General features: G+C 67.0%; 13 protein-coding genes. 4 read left to right on the top strand and 9 right to left on the bottom strand.

Features of this window, described 5'->3' with window-relative positions; genetic code table 11:
- Positions 1-31: 31 nt before the first annotated feature.
- Positions 32-2,263 (top strand): catalase/peroxidase HPI, encoded by a 2,232-nt coding sequence (gene katG / locus ACTWQE_RS11560; protein ID WP_443328795.1) that lies wholly within the window; start codon positions 32-34, stop codon positions 2,261-2,263.
- 169 nt (positions 2,264-2,432) lie between these two features.
- Here the strand turns inward: katG and ACTWQE_RS11555 are convergent, their stop codons facing one another.
- The 5 genes from ACTWQE_RS11555 to ACTWQE_RS11535 form a co-directional block, all read right to left on the bottom strand.
- Entirely contained in the window at positions 2,433-3,605 is a 1,173-nt protein-coding gene (locus tag ACTWQE_RS11555) for an FAD-dependent monooxygenase (protein WP_443328794.1), read from the bottom strand.
- A 78-nt stretch (positions 3,606-3,683) separates the two neighbouring features.
- Positions 3,684-5,384, bottom strand: coding sequence for an acyl-CoA dehydrogenase family protein (locus ACTWQE_RS11550; RefSeq protein WP_443328793.1), 1,701 nt, complete (start codon positions 5,382-5,384; stop codon positions 3,684-3,686).
- Between the two features lie 117 nt (positions 5,385-5,501).
- Entirely contained in the window at positions 5,502-6,725 is a 1,224-nt protein-coding gene (locus ACTWQE_RS11545) for an MFS transporter (RefSeq protein WP_443328792.1), read from the bottom strand.
- 35 nt (positions 6,726-6,760) lie between these two features.
- On the bottom strand, positions 6,761-7,597 hold the full coding sequence (locus ACTWQE_RS11540; RefSeq protein ID WP_443328791.1) for a thioesterase family protein: 837 nt from the start codon (positions 7,595-7,597) through the stop codon (positions 6,761-6,763).
- A gap of 917 nt (positions 7,598-8,514) precedes the next feature.
- Positions 8,515-9,360 carry a GNAT family N-acetyltransferase gene (locus tag ACTWQE_RS11535; RefSeq protein WP_443328790.1) on the bottom strand — a complete coding sequence of 282 codons (846 nt, stop codon included), beginning with the start codon at positions 9,358-9,360 and terminating at the stop codon, positions 8,515-8,517.
- Between the two features lie 1,175 nt (positions 9,361-10,535).
- Between ACTWQE_RS11535 and ACTWQE_RS11530 the strand changes: the two genes are divergently transcribed.
- Positions 10,536-11,585: an LLM class flavin-dependent oxidoreductase gene (locus ACTWQE_RS11530; protein WP_443328789.1), complete on the top strand. Its 1,050-nt coding sequence runs from the start codon at positions 10,536-10,538 to the stop codon at positions 11,583-11,585.
- Between the two features lie 421 nt (positions 11,586-12,006).
- Here the strand turns inward: ACTWQE_RS11530 and ACTWQE_RS11525 are convergent, their stop codons facing one another.
- From ACTWQE_RS11525 to ACTWQE_RS11515, 3 genes are all read right to left on the bottom strand, one after another.
- Positions 12,007-12,336 carry an SH3 domain-containing protein gene (locus ACTWQE_RS11525; protein WP_443328788.1) on the bottom strand — a complete coding sequence of 110 codons (330 nt, stop codon included), beginning with the start codon at positions 12,334-12,336 and terminating at the stop codon, positions 12,007-12,009.
- Between the two features lie 225 nt (positions 12,337-12,561).
- The gene (locus ACTWQE_RS11520; protein ID WP_443328787.1) at positions 12,562-12,939 is read right to left on the bottom strand and encodes a LysR substrate-binding domain-containing protein; all 378 of its coding nucleotides are present in this window, start codon (positions 12,937-12,939) and stop codon (positions 12,562-12,564) included.
- Between the two features lie 770 nt (positions 12,940-13,709).
- Positions 13,710-14,429 carry a YqeB family protein gene (locus ACTWQE_RS11515; protein WP_443328786.1) on the bottom strand — a complete coding sequence of 240 codons (720 nt, stop codon included), beginning with the start codon at positions 14,427-14,429 and terminating at the stop codon, positions 13,710-13,712.
- Positions 14,430-14,540: 111 nt separating this feature from the next.
- Here ACTWQE_RS11515 and ACTWQE_RS11510 point away from each other — a divergent pair, with 111 nt between their 5' ends.
- A complete protein-coding gene (locus ACTWQE_RS11510) occupies positions 14,541-15,167 on the top strand; it encodes a TetR/AcrR family transcriptional regulator (protein ID WP_443328785.1) in 627 nt (208 codons plus the stop codon).
- A gap of 384 nt (positions 15,168-15,551) precedes the next feature.
- Positions 15,552-16,517, top strand: coding sequence for an SDR family NAD(P)-dependent oxidoreductase (locus ACTWQE_RS11505; protein ID WP_443328784.1), 966 nt, complete (start codon positions 15,552-15,554; stop codon positions 16,515-16,517).
- A gap of 491 nt (positions 16,518-17,008) precedes the next feature.
- Here ACTWQE_RS11505 and ACTWQE_RS11500 read toward each other — a convergent pair.
- Positions 17,009-17,460 (bottom strand): serine hydrolase (locus tag ACTWQE_RS11500; RefSeq protein WP_443328783.1); only part of this gene is annotated, 452 nt, incomplete at its 5' end.

Below are 17,460 nucleotides of genomic sequence, written 5' to 3'. Positions count from 1 at the left end.
ACCGTGATCCGCCTGGTCCGGAAGGATTCCCATGTCTGAGAACCATGATGCAATCGTCACAGACGCAAAAACGGAGGGCGGAGGTGGCTGCCCGGTCGCGCACGGGCGCGCCCCGCACCCGACTCAGGGCGGCGGAAACCGCCAGTGGTGGCCGGATCGGCTCAACCTGAAGATCCTCGCCAAGAACCCCGCCGTGGCCAACCCCCTCGGCGAGGAGTTCGACTACGCCGAGGCGTTCAAGACCCTCGACCTCCCGGCAGTGAAGCGGGACATCGCGGAGGTGCTGACGACCTCGCAGGACTGGTGGCCCGCGGACTTCGGGCACTACGGCCCGTTCATGATCCGGATGGCGTGGCACAGCGCGGGCACCTACCGGATCAGTGACGGCCGCGGCGGCGGCGGGGCCGGCCAGCAGCGCTTCGCCCCCCTCAACAGCTGGCCGGACAACGGGAACCTGGACAAGGCTCGCCGTCTGCTGTGGCCGGTCAAGAAGAAGTACGGCCAGAGCCTCTCGTGGGCCGACCTCATGATCCTCGCCGGCAACGTCGCCCTGGAGTCGATGGGCTTCAAGACCTTCGGCTTCGGCGGCGGTCGTGCGGACGTCTGGGAGCCCGACGAGGACGTCTACTGGGGTCCCGAGACCACCTGGCTCGGCGACGAGCGCTACACCGGCGACCGGGAGCTGGAGAACCCCCTCGGCGCGGTCCAGATGGGCCTCATCTACGTCAACCCGGAGGGCCCCAACGGCAACCCGGACCCGCTCGCCGCTGCCCGCGACATCCGTGAGACGTTCCGTCGGATGGCGATGAACGACGAGGAGACGGTCGCCCTGATCGCGGGCGGCCACACCTTCGGCAAGACCCACGGCGCGGGCCCGGCGGATCACGTCGGCCCCGACCCCGAGGCCGCCTCGCTCGAGGAGCAGGGCCTCGGCTGGAGGAACTCCTTCGGCACCGGCAAGGGCGGCGACACGATCACCAGCGGCCTCGAGGGTACGTGGACGAACACCCCGGTGACCTGGGACAACAGCTTCTTCGAGATCCTGTTCGGCTACGAGTGGGAGCTGTTCAAGAGCCCCGCCGGCGCGCACCAGTGGAGGCCGAAGGACGGCGCCGGGGCAGGCACCGTCCCCGACGCCCACGACCCGTCGAAGAGCCACGCCCCGACGATGCTGACGACCGACCTCTCGCTCCGGTTCGACCCGGCCTACGAGCAGATCTCGCGACGCTTCCTCGAGAACCCCGACGAGTTCGCGGACGCCTTCGCCCGGGCGTGGTTCAAGCTGACCCACCGCGACATGGGCCCGGTCGTGCGCTACCTCGGCCCGGAGGTTCCGGCCGAGACGCTGCTGTGGCAGGACCCCCTCCCCGAGAGGACGCACGAGCTCATCGACGCCCAGGACGTCGCCTCCCTCAAGGGCCGGATCCTCGCCTCGGACCTGTCGGTGTCCCAGCTGGTGTCCACCGCGTGGGCGTCGGCCTCCTCCTTCCGTGGCAGTGACAAGCGCGGCGGCGCCAACGGTGCGCGCATCCGCCTCCAGCCGCAGAGCGGGTGGGAGGTCAACAACCCCGACCAGCTGGCGACGGTGCTGCGCACCCTGGAGGGCATCCAGGAGACCTTCAACGCCGCCCAGACCGGCGGCAAGCAGGTCTCGCTCGCCGACTTGATCGTGCTCGCCGGTGGTGCGGCCGTCGAGCAGGCCGCCAAGGACGCCGGCTTCGACGTCGAGGTCCCCTTCACGCCGGGGCGCGTGGACGCGTCGCAGGAGCAGACCGACATGGAGTCGTTCGCCGCGCTCGAGCCGACCGCCGACGGGTTCCGCAACTACCTCGGGAAGGGCAACCGACTGCCGGCCGAGTACCTGCTGATCGACCGGGCGAACCTGCTGACCCTGAGCGCCCCCGAGCTGACAGCCCTCGTCGGTGGCCTCCGCGTCCTGGACGCGAACTACCAGCAGTCCCCGCTCGGCGTCTTCACCACGACCCCCGGGTCCCTGACCAACGACTTCTTCGTCAACCTGCTCGACCTGGGCACGACGTGGAAGGCGACGTCCGAGGACGCGCACACGTTCGAGGGCCGCGACGCCGTCACGGGCGAGGTCAAGTGGACCGGCAGCCGTGCCGACCTCCTCTTCGGGTCGAACTCCGAGCTGCGCGCGCTCGCGGAGGTCTACGCGAGCGATGACGCGAAGGAGAAGTTCGTGAACGACTTCGTCGCGGCGTGGAACAAGGTGATGAACCTCGACCGGTTCGACCTCGTCTGATCATGACGTCCAGGTCGGCCCGCGCCGGCCGGCCTGGACGTCCTCGGTCCGAACTGTGAGGGGCCTCGGTCGGCGTGGGCCGCGGGGACCCGTACGCCTCAGGCTGGCCTACCAGTCCCCAGGCCCGCTCACTGCTGCCCGGTCACGCCGGGTCCCGCCTTGCCAGCGCCTACTGCTGGGCGAGGGCTCGCTTCGCCTCCGCGATCGCGTCGTAGCCCGCGATGTGGTTGGCGGCGATGAGGTCCGAGATCGCCTCGGCCTTCTTCGTCAAATCGTCGTTGGAGAAGTCGCGGTAGAGGTGGCCGGCCTCCCGGGAGACGCGCTGCACGAGTGAGGTGCGCTCGATGCGCACGCTCTCGTAGCTCTTGAGAAGTCGCGCGAGCGAGCCCTTGTCCGCACCTTCCAGGATGGTCGCCAGCGCGAAGGCGTCCTCCATGGCCTGGTTCGCGCCCTGGCCCAGGTGCGGGACCATCGCGTGAGCGGCGTCGCCGAGCAGCGTGATGGATCTCGTGGACCAGGTGGGAAGGGGAGGCCGGTCGAAGATTCCCCACTTGAAGGTGGATTCGGCCGCATTGATCGTCTCCTGGACGCGGGGTTCCCAGCCCGCGAATTCGGCGCGCAGGTCGTCGAGTTCGGCGGGTGCGGACCAGGATTCGGCCGCGTCGCGGTCGCTGGGGACGTAGCCGACCACGTTCATGATCTTGCCGGAGGAGACCAGGTAGCACAGGAAGGTGCGCTGCGGCCCGAACCAGATGGCGAGGCGCTGGTCCTCCAGCGCCCAGCTGAGCTTCTCGACCGGGACGAGGGCTCGGTAGGCCATGACGCCCTCGCCGGTGGCGGGGGCCTTCACGCCGACGGCTTCCTGGACCACGGTGCGGATGCCTTCGGCACCGATGACCAGGTCGGCCGTGACGCCCGTAGCGTCCGCAAAGTCGATCCTGGCGTGGTCGTCGTGCTGGTGGACTCTGACGGCCCGCTTGCCCAGGTGCACCACTTCCGCGGGGAGTTCGGAGACGAGCAGCTGCTGGAATTCGCCGCGGTGCACAGCGTAGGTACTGCCCAGTGGGCTGGGCTTCTGCGGCCAGTTCTCCACGGGGAGCTTATTGCCGTCCAGGTCCCGGACGATCGAGGCGCCGGCCGAGTGGCCGATCCGCTTGATGTCGTCGTCGAGGCCGACGGTGGCCAGCAGGTGCATGGCGTTGGGCAGGACGCCGAAACCCGCGCCGATGGCTTTCAGTTCGGCGGTCTGCTCGTAGACGTTGACTTGGTGGCCCTTGTCACGCAGGGCTATGGCAGCGGTGAGACCGCCAACGCCCGCGCCGATAATGGCGATGTTCAGCATGGATCTATCCCCGGTGTGGTCCAGATGGTGGAGGGTGTGACGGGGGTGATCCGCCCGGAGCGGATCACCCCCGTCGCGTCAGAGCAGGCCGCTCGAGCGGTTGACCGCTGCCTGGAGGTGGTCGATGATCCGGTCCCCGGGCCACTCGGTGTGGGTGGACTGGACGGCGGTGAGGATCGAGTCTGCCACCTCACGCTGGTCGGCCAGGTCCTGCCTCGTACGTACGAGGGTGAGGGCCAGGTCCTCAAGGATCAGGCTGAAGACCGACTCCCACACCTCGTCGTCGGGCCGCTGCCGCGCGTACTCGCCGACGACGGTGCCGTAGACCGCGATGGCGAAGATCTCGCCCAAGGCCTGCACCTTGCGCTGGTCCTTCTGGTCCAGCGGCTGGTTGAAGAGAGCCTTGCCCAGGCGCTCGACCACGGTGAAGAAGAGCGCGACGGACGGCAGATGCTCCAGGGCTTCCTTCGACGGGGTGTGGTCGCTGAAGGACAGCTTCTCCAGCCCGCCCAGCTTGCGCTGTGTCATCAGGTAGCGCGGCGCCTCCGTGGAGTCGGTGGCCGCGTCCGGTGCCTGCCGGGTATTGCGCGCGAAGTCGAAGAAGGCCGGGGCCGAGCGGACCGCCTGCATCAGGTTGACGTACTTCGTGCCCTCCAGGCGGGGCAGGTACTCGGCGTATTTCAGGATCGGGCGGAATGCCGAATCCCTCTCGAAGCCCTTCGCCGAGATGACGTCAGTCAGCGAGTGGAGAACATCGGTGGCGTCGTGGGTGACCTTGGCCTTGGCGACGGCGTTCAGAATGACGTAGCGGTCATCGCCCTCGTCGGCCGCGTGCATGTGATCCACGCACCGTGAGGTGAACGCCTTCATGCCGATGAGCCGCAGCGTCGCCCGGCACAGCGCGTCCTGGTTCTGGCCGAACGAGGCGGCGGACTGCCCGAATATGGTGCGGTTCGAGGTGTGGTGGAAGGCCTCCACCAGCGCACGGGAAACCAGCCCGGTGGCCGCTGTCGCCAGGTTGAATTTGCCGACGTTGATGGTGTTGACCGCGTCGGCGAACGCCTGGGGACCTGTCGAGATGACGTCGTCCTCGTCGAACTCGTAGTGGGACAGACGGAATTCACTGACGTACATCTGCTCAGGGACCACATTGCCGACCAGCTCGAATCCGGCCTTGCGCGAGTCGGCGCGGAAGAGGATGTAGTCCCGGTCGCCGCCGTCCGCCCGCTGCGCGAAGGTTGTGATCAGGCTCGATACGTTGCCGTTGCCGGTGTAGTCCTTGCCGCCACTGGCGACGTAGCGCTCGGCGAGACGCTTTACCGAGGTGGCGGTGTGCCGCCAGTCCGCTCCGGCCCCCCGCTCCGACATGCCGAACGAGCCAACCATTCCAGCCTTGAACTGCTCGGCGTACGTCTTCTGAACCGCGGCGTTCTCCGACATCCACACCGGGGTGCCCGACAGCGAACTCACGTGCCACATCAGCCAGTGCGTGAAGCTGTGGAATGCCAGGTGCTCACTCAGCCCCGTGACGCGGTACGGCGTCCAACCGTCCTCGTGGGTACCGATCCACTCCGGAACCAGGGACCGCTCCAGCAGCCCGGTCGACTTCAGAAAGTACAGGTACTCGGCCGGAAATTCCCGGTCGATTTCCTGCCGCAGAACCTTCTCCCGCCCGACGTGCCGGAACCAGTCGGATACTTCCGATGCCAACGTACGGCCGGGCTGCACGAGAACACTGGTGCCTCCAAGAAGGCGGTCCGCACTCTTCACATGCGACATGCGTTTCTCCCAAGTTGTGTTGCGGCGCTTCAATGCGCCGTATGGTGATGCACCGGCCCTGGTGGGGCACGGATTCCGTCACCTGCCGCCGGCTGCGCGGGCCTCTCCGGCCGCGGCTCAGGTCCTGACGGCTTCCAGGTGGTCCACAGCCGGCTCCTTGCGCCATATGCCGGCCCTGCCCAGCTGAAGGACTCCGATGACAGCGAATGCCAGCGCGAAGAGGCAGAACGCGAAACCGGCCGTGGTCAGGCCAAAAGATTTCTCGATAAAGGCCAGAGCGATGACGGGCACCGCTGCACCTGTGTAGAGCGCCACGTAGTAGAGATTTACCGCGCTTACCCGCTCGGAGAGGGACGTCTTCAGAGAGATCTCCTGAACGGACCGGGCGATCGACAGGCCCTGTCCAAGACCGGTGAGCAGTGCCGCGGAGGTGTACAGGACTCCGCTGCCGAAGACCATCGCGCCGATCAGAACCAGCAGGCCCAGGCTCATCACACAGACTCCGGCCGCCAGGCCGCGGGTGATGGTGAGCCGACGGAAGGCGAACTGCGCCAGCGCGGATCCGCCGAAGCCGCAGCCGACGACCAGCCCAGCGGCGAGACCGCTCGCGTCCGGATAGAAACTGCTCAAGAAGTGCGGAGTCAGACCCGCGAGCATGCCGAGCGTGGCCATCCCGGAAACACCGATCATCGTAAGCCCGGCGTATGTGAGCCGGTTCTCGGAAGGCGGCTTCGGCTCCTTCCAGGAGAACGGCACGCGATCGGACCTGCCCAGCGGCTCCCGGGTCGTCAGCAGGAGGACAACGAGGACGGCTATCAGGGCAAGGTGGCCGAGGAAAAGATCATCCTGCGGCTTGTCGAGGAACTTTGTGCCGAGCCCCCCGATCACAGGCCCGAGCCCCAGGCCGAGGATGTTCGCCGCAGTGGCCCACACGGCGGAATGCTTCGCGAATCTGTGCGGCGCCACCTCCACTGCTGCGACGGTGGCGGTTCCCATGAACACTCCCGCCGCGAGTCCGGTCAGCAGCCGGGCGGCGAAGAGGTAGGCGATCGAACTGGCATTGAGGAAGACGAGGTTGGAAGCGACGCTGCAGATCAGCCCGATCATCAGCAGCGGCCGCCGGCCGAGGGTGTTGGAGAGGGAGTTGAATGCCACCAGCGCCGCGATCACGCCTAAAGCGTAGATCGCGTACACCTCGGTCACCTGGAGCGTGGTGAGCCCGAACTCCTTGCTGTAGATCGCATAGATCGGGGTGGGCATCGCGGTGTGCGCCATGATGGCCACGAAACTCACCAGGATCACGAAAAAGGAAAAGCTGCGAACTCTGCTGTCTGCGGGCATAGCGTGTTCCCTCTCTCGGCACATGAACGTCACCGCTAGGAGATAAACATCGACTGGAGTACGTAGGCACACTCGTCTTCGCGGTCACTCATCGTCGAGTGACTCACTCCCGCCCCGCCCGGCGTCGTCACCGTCGAGCCGTCGAGGCGGAGCCAATCACCCTCCGGCAGCCGGTGGCAGTGCACGGTAATTTCCGTGTTGATCGCCAGATGTTTCGGCATCTCGACCCGGCGCCCCATGGACCAGCAGCTGTCGGCTATCGTCATCAGCCGACCGAAGGGCGTATCGATTTCGCCGAGCACGAGCGGAATCCGCGGCCGGGCCCACACCTGCCCTGGCCCGTACCTCCCGAAGGGCTTCTCGCTGGCGAATCGCCATTCGACGGCGGACATGTATCCATCCGTATGGTTCGTCATCTCCAGCGGCACTGCAGGCGTGACCGAATAGTCGTAGGCCAGCACCAGAGGCTCCGCCGGCGCTACGGAATCCTCGAGAGCCAGCGGCAGGTGCCGGATACCCGGTTTCCGCACGGAGGCAAGCGAAGAGGGCGCGGACTGGTATCTCCACATCCGGGCCAGCGCCACGGGCTTGCCGCCACACAGTAGCGTCCCCGACAGCAGGTCGGTCCGCTTCGTCGAATGCAGCACGGACGTCTCAACCGTCAGCTCTGCCACCGGAATCTGCCCGAGCAGCTCGAACGTCACCCGCGCCGGGTGCAAGCCCTCGCGCGGATAGGCATTCATCATCTGCATCGCCAGCAACGCCGAGGGAGGCCCAGCATGCTGCATTTCCGGGCCCCATGGCCCCGCCGTGGATAAACTGCTGGTGAACTTCGCCTTGTCCAGGCGCTCATAGAAAGATTCACAGAGCACAGGTGTGCCCCACTCTTTTTCCGCTCATCATCCCCCGCATATCTTTAAGAGCCCCGGATGGTGACGCTTCCCGCAGCCCTGAATTGCAGGGCCAGGCAATCGATTGCACCCACCAGGAACCGAGCATAATGCTCGGCCACAACCGTGATCACTGTAGTCGAACACGCAACCACCACACTGTGCCCTAACTCACGGTAGTAATGCGAAGGCTCGATTCTACCCATGCTTTGTCTCAATTCGGCAGTGTGGGCCAGCCGTTGATCGGTTCGACATGACGGCTATAGAGAGAAAGCATGAACACGGGGTACCGGGCGGTCGTTGTTCCGCCCTGACCCTCACCGTTGGCGTTCACGTGGCGACGACCGATTGACGAGCAAGTTCGGAACTCGCGGGCTCACGGCTCGATAGACGACGGACCATGCACGTAAAACGATGTCAGAAGCTCGATGTGGTGCTGGGATCCCCGACATCGCCGACCTCAGACCTGCCCGCCAGGACAGGAACGCCACCCTCACCGCCGCCAACCACTTCGGCGTCTGGCCCCTGTCATCTCTCCTGCATCGAACGCGGCACCCGCCGCGACGACGACCTCGAACAACGCCTACCAGGACTGGCCCAACACCGCTTGACCCGCCAGCAGCGCTGGGCTCAGTCCGTTCAAGCCAGAAACGCCGGCCACGTCGACGAGATACTCGTGTGCGTGCCCGTCAATCCGGGAAGCCGCACGCCTGGCCGCCGGCGACCGGTACGCCGTCAGGTCTCGAGGGAGCTCGTCCCCGTCCATAGCGGCAAGGGGTGCGGGCCACTTCAGCCACGGCTGCAGAAGCGAGGACAGCGGGAGAGCCCGTCGAACCGGGCGACCTTGAGAAGGTCGCCCTCGAAAGTCTGGCCGTATCGGGTGGCCGACCGCACGTCTGCTATCCGAGCTCGATGGTGGTCGCGGCGAAAATACCGGCCATATCGACATCGGGGTCGGGACCCGTGTACATACGGGCACACTCAAAGGTCGGTTCGAGCCCAAGACGTTCCATGAGCTTGACTGACGCGGAGTTGACGTCAGGCACGTCAATGACTATCGGGAATCCTGGCGTGGTCGCCGACAGCCCGTTCACCAAGGCGAGGGCAACGTCCTCGGAGGCCGCATAGAGCGGGCCGATTCGCGAACCCGTCTTGGCGGGGCGCAGCACAGCGAGTCCCTGCAATTCGCCATCACGCACGGCCGCGAGGGACCTGTGTGCAGGCAGGCTCACCCAGAGTGACAGGAAGGCGCCCCGATCCGCGGGAAAGAACCGACGGTCGTAGGCCGCCAGCTGACTGAAGGGAATCGAACGGCCGTCGACCAGGGTGATGTCGCCCGAAGCCTTGTCCCCTGTCGGCACGCCTTGGAATCGCACATGGTTCCAGGCCCGGCGGAAGCCGGACTTGCGATAGTTCTCCTGCTGTTCGACGACGCCGTCGAGCCCCACGTTCCTGCCGTCGAGGTGCTCCATGGCCGCCCGCCAGAGCTGAATTCCGTAGCCTTGGCCTCGTACCGAGGGGCGAGTGATGTAGAAGCCCAGGAATCCGAAGTCGGCACCGTAGCGCACGGCAGAGATCGAGGCTACGGGCTCCCCGTTCAACTTGCCCAAGAAGAAGCCCTGCGGGTCGGCTGCGCAAAAGGGGAGGATATCCGACTCACCCGGGTTCCACTGCTCATCGTCAGCCCACTCACGGAATGTGGCCATCTCTCCTGCACCCGCAGTAGAGATCTTGAAATTTTCCATGCCTTCTCCAGGTTCCAGGAATTGGATCAGTGGTTCCGCGCAAACACAGTGTCCTGACGCCACTATCCTCCGCACTTGCCTTCACGCACCTGCTGGCACGACGCCTGGCCCCATATTGGGTCTACCCTAGTAGTACAGATGGGTTTTACAACTGGTTCGCTGCAGATGTGGCCACAAAGGCCCACTTCCATGGCCTGTGCCACACCCACCCTTTGCCCCAACGGTCATCGGCTGCTGCCCGCATGGGCCGACGAACGCTGTCCCTGGAGATGAACGCGAATCCACCCGGACGGCGAATAGGGTACGCGCGGCACTCCGCTGATGTGTGTGAGGTCACAGCGCCACAGGAACACCAGCCGCAGCGGCACGAGCACCAGGAAGGGTGACAGCGTAGGGCTCGGGGGACACAAGCAGTACCAGTCGCCGTGGCCACCGAACGGGTCCTACCCGCCCAGCCCCTTCCGCACATCCCGTTCCAGCCGGTCCCCTATCTGTGGCAGCAACTGCGCGAGGACGAATTGGCCATCGCGTAACGTCGCCAACGCCCCCGCCGGCACCTTCACCAGGCCCGCCACGAAGTCCACCGCGGCGTGCGGATCTCCCCGACGAACTCGGGGAACTCGGGGAACCCGCCCTCCAGCTCGAAGAACTTCAGGGTCAGCGAGAAAGCCGAACCGCGTGGTGCCGGTCTTGCTGGCCACCAGATCCCAGTCGCTGTCTTCTACCAGGTCCAGGACGCCACCACGTCTTCCGGCGCCTACGTCTCCCGCACTCCCGCCCGTTCTCGCCGAGCCCCTTCAGCTCACCCTGTCCGGCACTGCGAACTCGAGAGCGGTCAGGGCCACGTCAGGCGCACCCGCACGTGATGCATTCTTGCTTCCTCCTGCGGCGGAGCGTGCTGAAATGTACTCAACCCGCGTGCGACGTACGGGGTGGTCCCTTCCTCATCGTCCACGTGTGGCGGCTGATCGTGACGGTGATGGCGGCGCGGCCTTGTCTCATCCCGGCCCCCCGACAGCCTGGCGCGCCTCCGCCGACGGGACGCGGCCCCAGGCTCAACTGCCCGAGAACCCTGGACAGATGAGGCCCCTGTGCACACCCTCGTAGGGGCCCCCACAGGAGGACACAGACTCGTCGACCGGTACCGCCCCCGTTCAACTCGGAAGGTGACGCCCGTGAAGTTCAGCTACGCCTTGCTCCCGGACTACCCGCTCCAGGAGTCACTGGCCTCCATCAGGCTCGCCGACGAACTCGGCTTCCACGCTTGTTATGCCGCCGACGAGACATGGCACAAGGATCTGTGGCTGCTCTTCGCCGCAGCCGCGGGCCAAACCCGCCGGATCCGGCTGGGTCCGAGCGTGTCCCCCGTGACCCTCCGCGAACCCACCTTGATCGCTCAGGCCCTGGCCACCCTCGACGAGCTGTGCGACGGGCGCGCGGAAGCGGTCCTGTCGAGCGGAAACTTCGGGCTGCTGGCGCAGTACGGCATGGACTGGGCTCGTACCCGGCCGCTGTCCCGCACCAAAGAGGCCCTGCACGTGGTCCGCACCCTGCTCGATGACGGCACCATCACACACGACGGCGAATTCTTCACCTACCGCGGGCTGTTCACCTTCGCCCGCCCGGTCCAGGCTCGTGTGCCGCTCAAACTCGGGGCGATGCGCGGCCCCAGGTCCTTCCAGGCGGCGGGGGAACTGTCCGACGGCTGCCACCACGCGCTGAGCTACACCCGTGAGGCGTACGACTACGCCGTACACCACATCAGGGCCGGAGCCGAGCGGGCGGGCAAGGACTGGCAGTCACTGGACATCGGCGCCTGGGTCGTTTTCGCCACCGGTCCCGACTCCGCGACCGCCAAGGACGCGGCACGCAGCATGGTCGGGATCTACGCCTCGTCGATGCCCGAGGAGCAGTTACGCCGCAACGGAGTGGAACCCGCCGCACTCAAGCCGATCATCGACGCCATCGCCGCCGGTGACCTCGCCCGCGGTATCGAGCTGACCACACCCGAGATCGCCGAACGCCTCTCCATCGCGGGCACCCCGCAGGAGTGTCTGGAGAAGATCCGGCGCGAGATCGCCCCCAGTGGAGTCAACCACGTGATCTGCGCCATCACCGACCGCAGCCTCGTCAAGGCCTTCACCGGCCGCGACATCGAGGGCATGGCCGACGTGAACCATCAACTCCGCCTGATCCACGAGACGGTCATGCCCGCATTCGCATGACCTCGCCCGGCACGGGGCGGTCACCGTGACCGACCGGACGGTAATCCGCTCCGGTTCCTGCAGGTCGGCTCCCCGATCACTCCGACGACCCGGCGGTGCGGTGCGGCAGCGGGCCATGAGGAGATCAGCCCGCCACCGGCCGCACCGTCAGCGCCGACCAGTCCGGGCCGACCAGGCTGGGCCGTCCGCGGGTGGTCAACGGGTCGATGGCGTTTCTCCGCCTTCCTCATCGACGCCGGGAAGTCCAGGCAGGAAGGCCGACGAGGGCTGCCTCGATGGTCTGCACGGCAACCCTCGCCGCGGCGGCGAGCCTTCAGGGCGGTTGCGCCTCAGAACTCCGCCCCCTCACCAGCCGTGTCGGTGGACAGCCGTCGCCTTCAGCCGGGGGTCGGGAGTTGGCGACCCCCACCGCTCATGCGTCTCAGTGCTGCACGCACGGCTCGAAGACCCATCCCTTGCGCCCGTTGCCCGCTGTGATCTGCAGCCAGGTACGCGAAGTCTCACCGCACGCGGTGGCCTTTCCGCCGCCGGACTCCGCCTTCCAGATGCACCCGAGCGCAGCCCCTTGCCCGAACGTCCCTAGGACCTGGGACTGGGTCGTGGGGATTGCGCGCACCTTCACTGCCGCCCTCGCGAAGGCGCGCTCGCAGGCAGGTGCTTGCGGAGCGGCCGACGCGACGGACGCGCCGGTCACTGTCGCGGTGGCGGCGACGAGCGTGCTGCCGATAAGGGTGGCGATGGTCCTGCGCATGGTCGATCAACCCCGTTTCCGATGTTCCGTAGGGCGCCTCGGCGCCCATACGCTGCCGTATGGAGTTGAACCTACGCATGCGTATGGTCGGTCCGCAACGTCGATTACCGGCCAGCCCGTTTCGGAGTGACCTGGGGCAGCCCGTGGGTCCTCCGGAGGGCGTCCGACAGTGAACCGACGACACCGACAACTGTCTTTCCCTCAGGGCAAGCCGCAGACCACGCCTCACAGATGGTTTCGGTGGTCAACGTGTGCGTCGACGTCACGTGCGGCCCGGGAGGCGAGCAGTGTGCCGTGCAGGGCGAGTGCCGCTTCGGAGGGCGGGTGGTTGCGTGAGGCGGCGAGGCCGAGCCCGGTCGGCGGGGGCGGGGTGGCCAGGTCGACCCGGGTGAGGCCAGGCCTGGTGGTGATCGCCCCTTCGGGGACGAAGGCGAGCCCGAGGCGCTGCTGCACCATGGTCAGGGCGGTGGCGATGTCCACGACTTCCAGGGCCACCATGCGCTCGGCGCCCGCACTGCTGAACATGCTGTCGATGATGGTGCGGTTGCCCCATCCTTCGGGAAAGTCGATGAAGCGGCGGTCGGCGAGGTCGGAGCAGGTCACGCGGTCGGCGTCGGGCGAGGGAGTCGTCCGCACGGCAGGCCAGGCCCAGGCGCATGCGGGCGAGTTCGTGCCTGGCACTACCGAGAAGCTCGCCACCCGGCGCCCGTCGCAGAAGTTCCTGCGCTGGTGCATGAAGACCGGTCGGATGACCCCCGCCTCACGCTGCCGCCTCAGGTCATCAACCGGGCACCAGACGCCGCTGCACCAGCACGGGCGACTCGCCATGCTCCGGCGGACCCTCAACGACGGCTCATTGCCCCTGCGGAGCCGGGCTGCGAGCCGCGCTCGTTCTCCTCTACGCCCAACCCATCACCCGTATCGGCCGCCTCACGGTCGACGACGCCACCGACGACGGGACCACCGTCACCATCTGCCTGGGAGACCCGCCCTCCCCACTCCCGGCCCTGTCGCCGACCTGATGCGGGCCTACGTCCGCTCCCGCCAGCATCTGCCCTACGCCAGCAGCAGAAGCTCACAGGCGCTCTTCTCCGGCCGCCAGCCAGGGCAGCCGATGAACCCTGCCAGCCCGCAAGACCATCTACGCGAGATCGGCATCCCACCCCAGCGCGGCAAGGCTTCCACGATCCGCCACCTCGGATGCCAGGCCCGGCCCCCGTCATCGCGAAGGCGTTCGGTTACCACGACAAGACGGCCACCCGCCTGGTCACCGAAGCAGGCGGAACCTGGAGCCGATACGCCCCGGCGTCCACACACGGTGACACCAGGTTCGGCTTCACCGAGGGACACGGTCCAGCCAGGCTCACCGCCATTCATTCCACGGCTGGACCTGCCTCCCGGAACTTCCTCCAGTACTGACGTCGCTTCTCGTCCCTCACGACGACGCCGAGACGGGCCAGTTCCTCACGGAGTTCCCGAACGTCGTCGTCGGAGGGACTCTTCTTTTCCAACGACTCCTGGCGGGCCTTGAGAATGGCGTTCGCACCCATCGGGAGGCCTGGAGTATCCGGGACCCAGCGGCGGAACTCGTCCTTGTGCGGATCGTCGTCCGCCCACACATAGCCGTGCTCGGTGAAGGCGTCGGCAACGCGGCCGACGTCCAGGTCGCACTCCTGGCGAGTGAGTTCGCCACCCTCGTGGCCGAGCAGGACGAGTTGCTTGCCGTCCCGGAACACTGTGGCGATGACGTCGTGCGAGAACTCCTGCTCACGGCCCTTGCGTGTGAGCACAACACGATCACTCGACAGTCGAAGCACCAACTGCTCGTGCTGGGCGACAAGTCCGAGGGCCAGCCCTGCCACCGAACCCGCGGCGGGCAGCCCCGGAGCCGGGATTGACGCAACAAGCCGGGCCGGTCCCTGCAGCGGTGCCCAGGGCAGCGTCACGAGCCAGTCCGCCAGGAAGCCGACGAGCCAGCCGACACCCGCCCCCGCCAGCACGAGAACGACATAGACGCACACGGTCCTCCAAGCCGGCTCGCCGAGCACGGTGAGTCGGCCGCCCTGCGGATCCCGCTCGGGTCTCTTGCGCATGCCCATGTTCCCCCTCACTCCTGCCGTTCCCTTAATAATAGACCGAGTACTCGGTCTATTATTGGTCATTGAAGACCTGAGGAGCCGAGAGCCCACCAGAAGGAGGCCACGATGAGGACAGTCGACCCGACCAGACACCGCGCACGGCGCCGGCACATCGTCAACGTCGCAGCCGAACTCTTCGCCGCCAAAGGCTTCGAGCGCACCACCACCGCAGAAATCTGCAAGGCCGCCGGCATGAGCGCGGGCAACCTGTTCCACTACTTCCCCAACAAACGCGCGATCTTCCAGGCCGTCTTCGAGGACGACGAGCACGACGGCACCACCAAAGCCAAGCGTCTCGCCGCCGCCCGCACAGCTGACGACCCGTGGACCGCCCTCCTCGACACCGTGGACCTTCTCGCCGCCCCCTCCACGGAGCCGCTGGTGCCCGCCCTCGTCATGGAGGCGATGATCCAGTCTTACCGCGACCCCGATCTCGAAGCGCTGCTGAGCCGTGACAACGACGAGGAGCGGTCCACCATCACCACCCTGCTGCGGAACGCCGCCGCAGCAGGCCGGATCGACCCCGCCCTGGACCCGGACGACACCGCGGCATGGGTCATGACTCTCATCGCCGCTCTCTACACCAGCGCCGCCACCGATCCATCTTTCAGCCCGGCCGATCAGCTCCCCACCCTGCGCCTGATTCTCCAACGCTTTCTACGGCCCAACGCCATCTCGGATCCGGAGCGATGAACAGGCGCCCCCAAAGGACCCGAGGGCGATACAGCGGCAAGCACACAGTGGTGATACCTTCCGGCCGTGTCGGCGATGAATACGCGACACCTCAACATGCGGGCCTACCAGTCCCAACCCCGTCCCGGGCGGTGTGGCTCTGTCGAACCCGGCGCCCCCCGCCTCCGGGTTGTCGGCCGCAGGCTCGCTGCCGTTGACGCCGAGATCGAAGGGCTGGCCGGACTGCGCGAGAGCCTCGCGCGGGCGCACCTCCGGAGACGACTGACCCGACCGCTTCAGCCTCCCGTCACCCGAGGAGAGCCGTGGGCAGAGGCGCCGCGGCCACTGAGTGGTTTGCCCTGTCGCCTTGCCATAGAGCGCACTCCAATTCGTAGCGTGCGGTTCATGAGCACACCTCAGCACAAGATCGGATCGGGTTTCGGTGCCCGAAGCACCACGGACGATGTCCTGCGCGGGATCGACCTCTCCGGAGATCTCGCGATCGTCACTGGCGGCTACTCAGGCATAGGCCTGGAGACGACACGCGCGCTCGCCCGCGCCGGTGCCCACGTCATCGTTCCCGCCCGGCGGCGAGCGACCGCTCTTGAAGCGGTCAGCGGCATCGACAACGTCGAGGTCGACGAACTCGACCTCGCCGACCTGTCGAGCGTCCGGGGATTTGCCGAGCGCTTCGTCGCTTCGGAGCGCAGCGCCGACATCGTCATCAACAACGCCGCGATCATGGCCTGCCCGGAAACGCGGGTCGGCCCCGGTTGGGAGGCGCAGTTCGCGATCAACCATCTCGGTCACTACGCGCTCGTCAACCTGCTCTGGCCGGCGATCGCGCGTGGCGGGGCCCGCGTCGTCGCCGTTTCCTCCGCCGGCCACCACCGCTCGGGCATCCACTGGGACGACGTGCAGTTCGAGCACGGCTACGACAAGGTGGAGGCCTACGCGCAGGCGAAAACAGCCAACGCACTCTTCGCGGTGCACCTCGACGCGTTCGGCCGCGGCGCCGGAGTGCGGACGTTTTCCGTGCATCCTGGCAAGATCCTCACCCCGCTGCAGCGCCACCTCTCCGACGACGAGATGGTCGCCGCCGGCTGGATCGACGAGGACGGCAACCTGGTCGACCCCACGTTCAAGACGCCTGAACAAGGTGCGGCAACGCAGGTGTGGGCGGCAACCTCCCCGCAGCTGGCGGATATGGGCGGCGTCTACTGCGAGGACTGCGACATCTCCGAGCCTGCCGCGGGCCACGACGCGTTGGCCGGCGTGCGTGATTACGCCTCCGATCCCGAGCAGGCTGCGCGACTGTGGGCGCTCTCAGCTGAGCTCACCGGCATCGATGCGTTTGCAGCGACCGCCTGACGTCCGGCTCCGATGGAACCCTCGTTGACGCGCTGGGTGCCATCGAACTCGTCGTGCCGTCGTCCCAGTGGTAACCGGTGCGGTGAGCGAGGTCGACGACGTGCGCCGTGTCATGGTCGAGGAACGTGTCCATGAACGCACCGACCCAGGTGCTGGCCGTCAGCGGCGATCAGAGGCACGGCCGGCCAACCGCGCATCGGACGATGGGCAATTACTGGGCGCCGTAGCACCGTTGTGTCGCATTCCTGCTGCTTACCCGCCGTGAGCAGAAGGCCGGGCCGGCAGCGCGCGGTCGCTCGGTGCGGTAGTGCCCGGGGCGGTCAAGTCCGCCGTGACCGCAACCGCCACAGCGAAGCGGCAAGCGGCTCCACGGGTCGCCGTGGGGTTTGTCGGACTGGGTCCAGGGGCGGCGGGCTCGTCTCGTTCCGAGGCACTCTCACAGCTGCTGCCCGTTGGGGAGAGGTCGGCGTCGCTGATGAAGAAGCCCGAGGCTAGAACTGTCGAAGGTGGTCACGCAGTCTTCGGGCGACCTGTGCCATGAGGGCGTCGGCGCCGGGCTGGGTGCTGGCCGGAACGAGTGACTCGGTCAGGACGGCAATGGCGAAGGCCTGACCGTCGGAGTGCTCCACGACGCCGATCTCGTGGCGGAGATTGAGGAGGGTGCCGGTCTTGGAGGACCAGGTGGTGGCGTCGGAGCTGAAGTCCGGGGCGAGCCGGTGCCGGAGCAGGTTGTGGGCCATGAGGCCGCGGACGCGCTCGGCCACTTCAGGGTGGATCGTCGATGGTGTCCACAGGGCTTGGAGCAGTTCGACGTAGGTGCGTGCGCTGCCGGTGTTGGCGCGGGTGGTGTCGAGCTGCGGCACCCGATGTCCGCGGCCGCTGGTGCCGGCGTCGATGGCGAGGGCGTGGGCGAGATGGGCCTGTGCGGCGTCGAAGCGTTCCA

It is taken from the genome of Streptomyces sp. 8N706 (genome assembly GCF_052245415.1).
In the GTDB taxonomy this organism is placed as follows: Bacteria; Actinomycetota; Actinomycetes; order Streptomycetales; family Streptomycetaceae; genus Streptomyces.
This window is presented reverse-complemented; position numbering and strand designations above follow the sequence as displayed.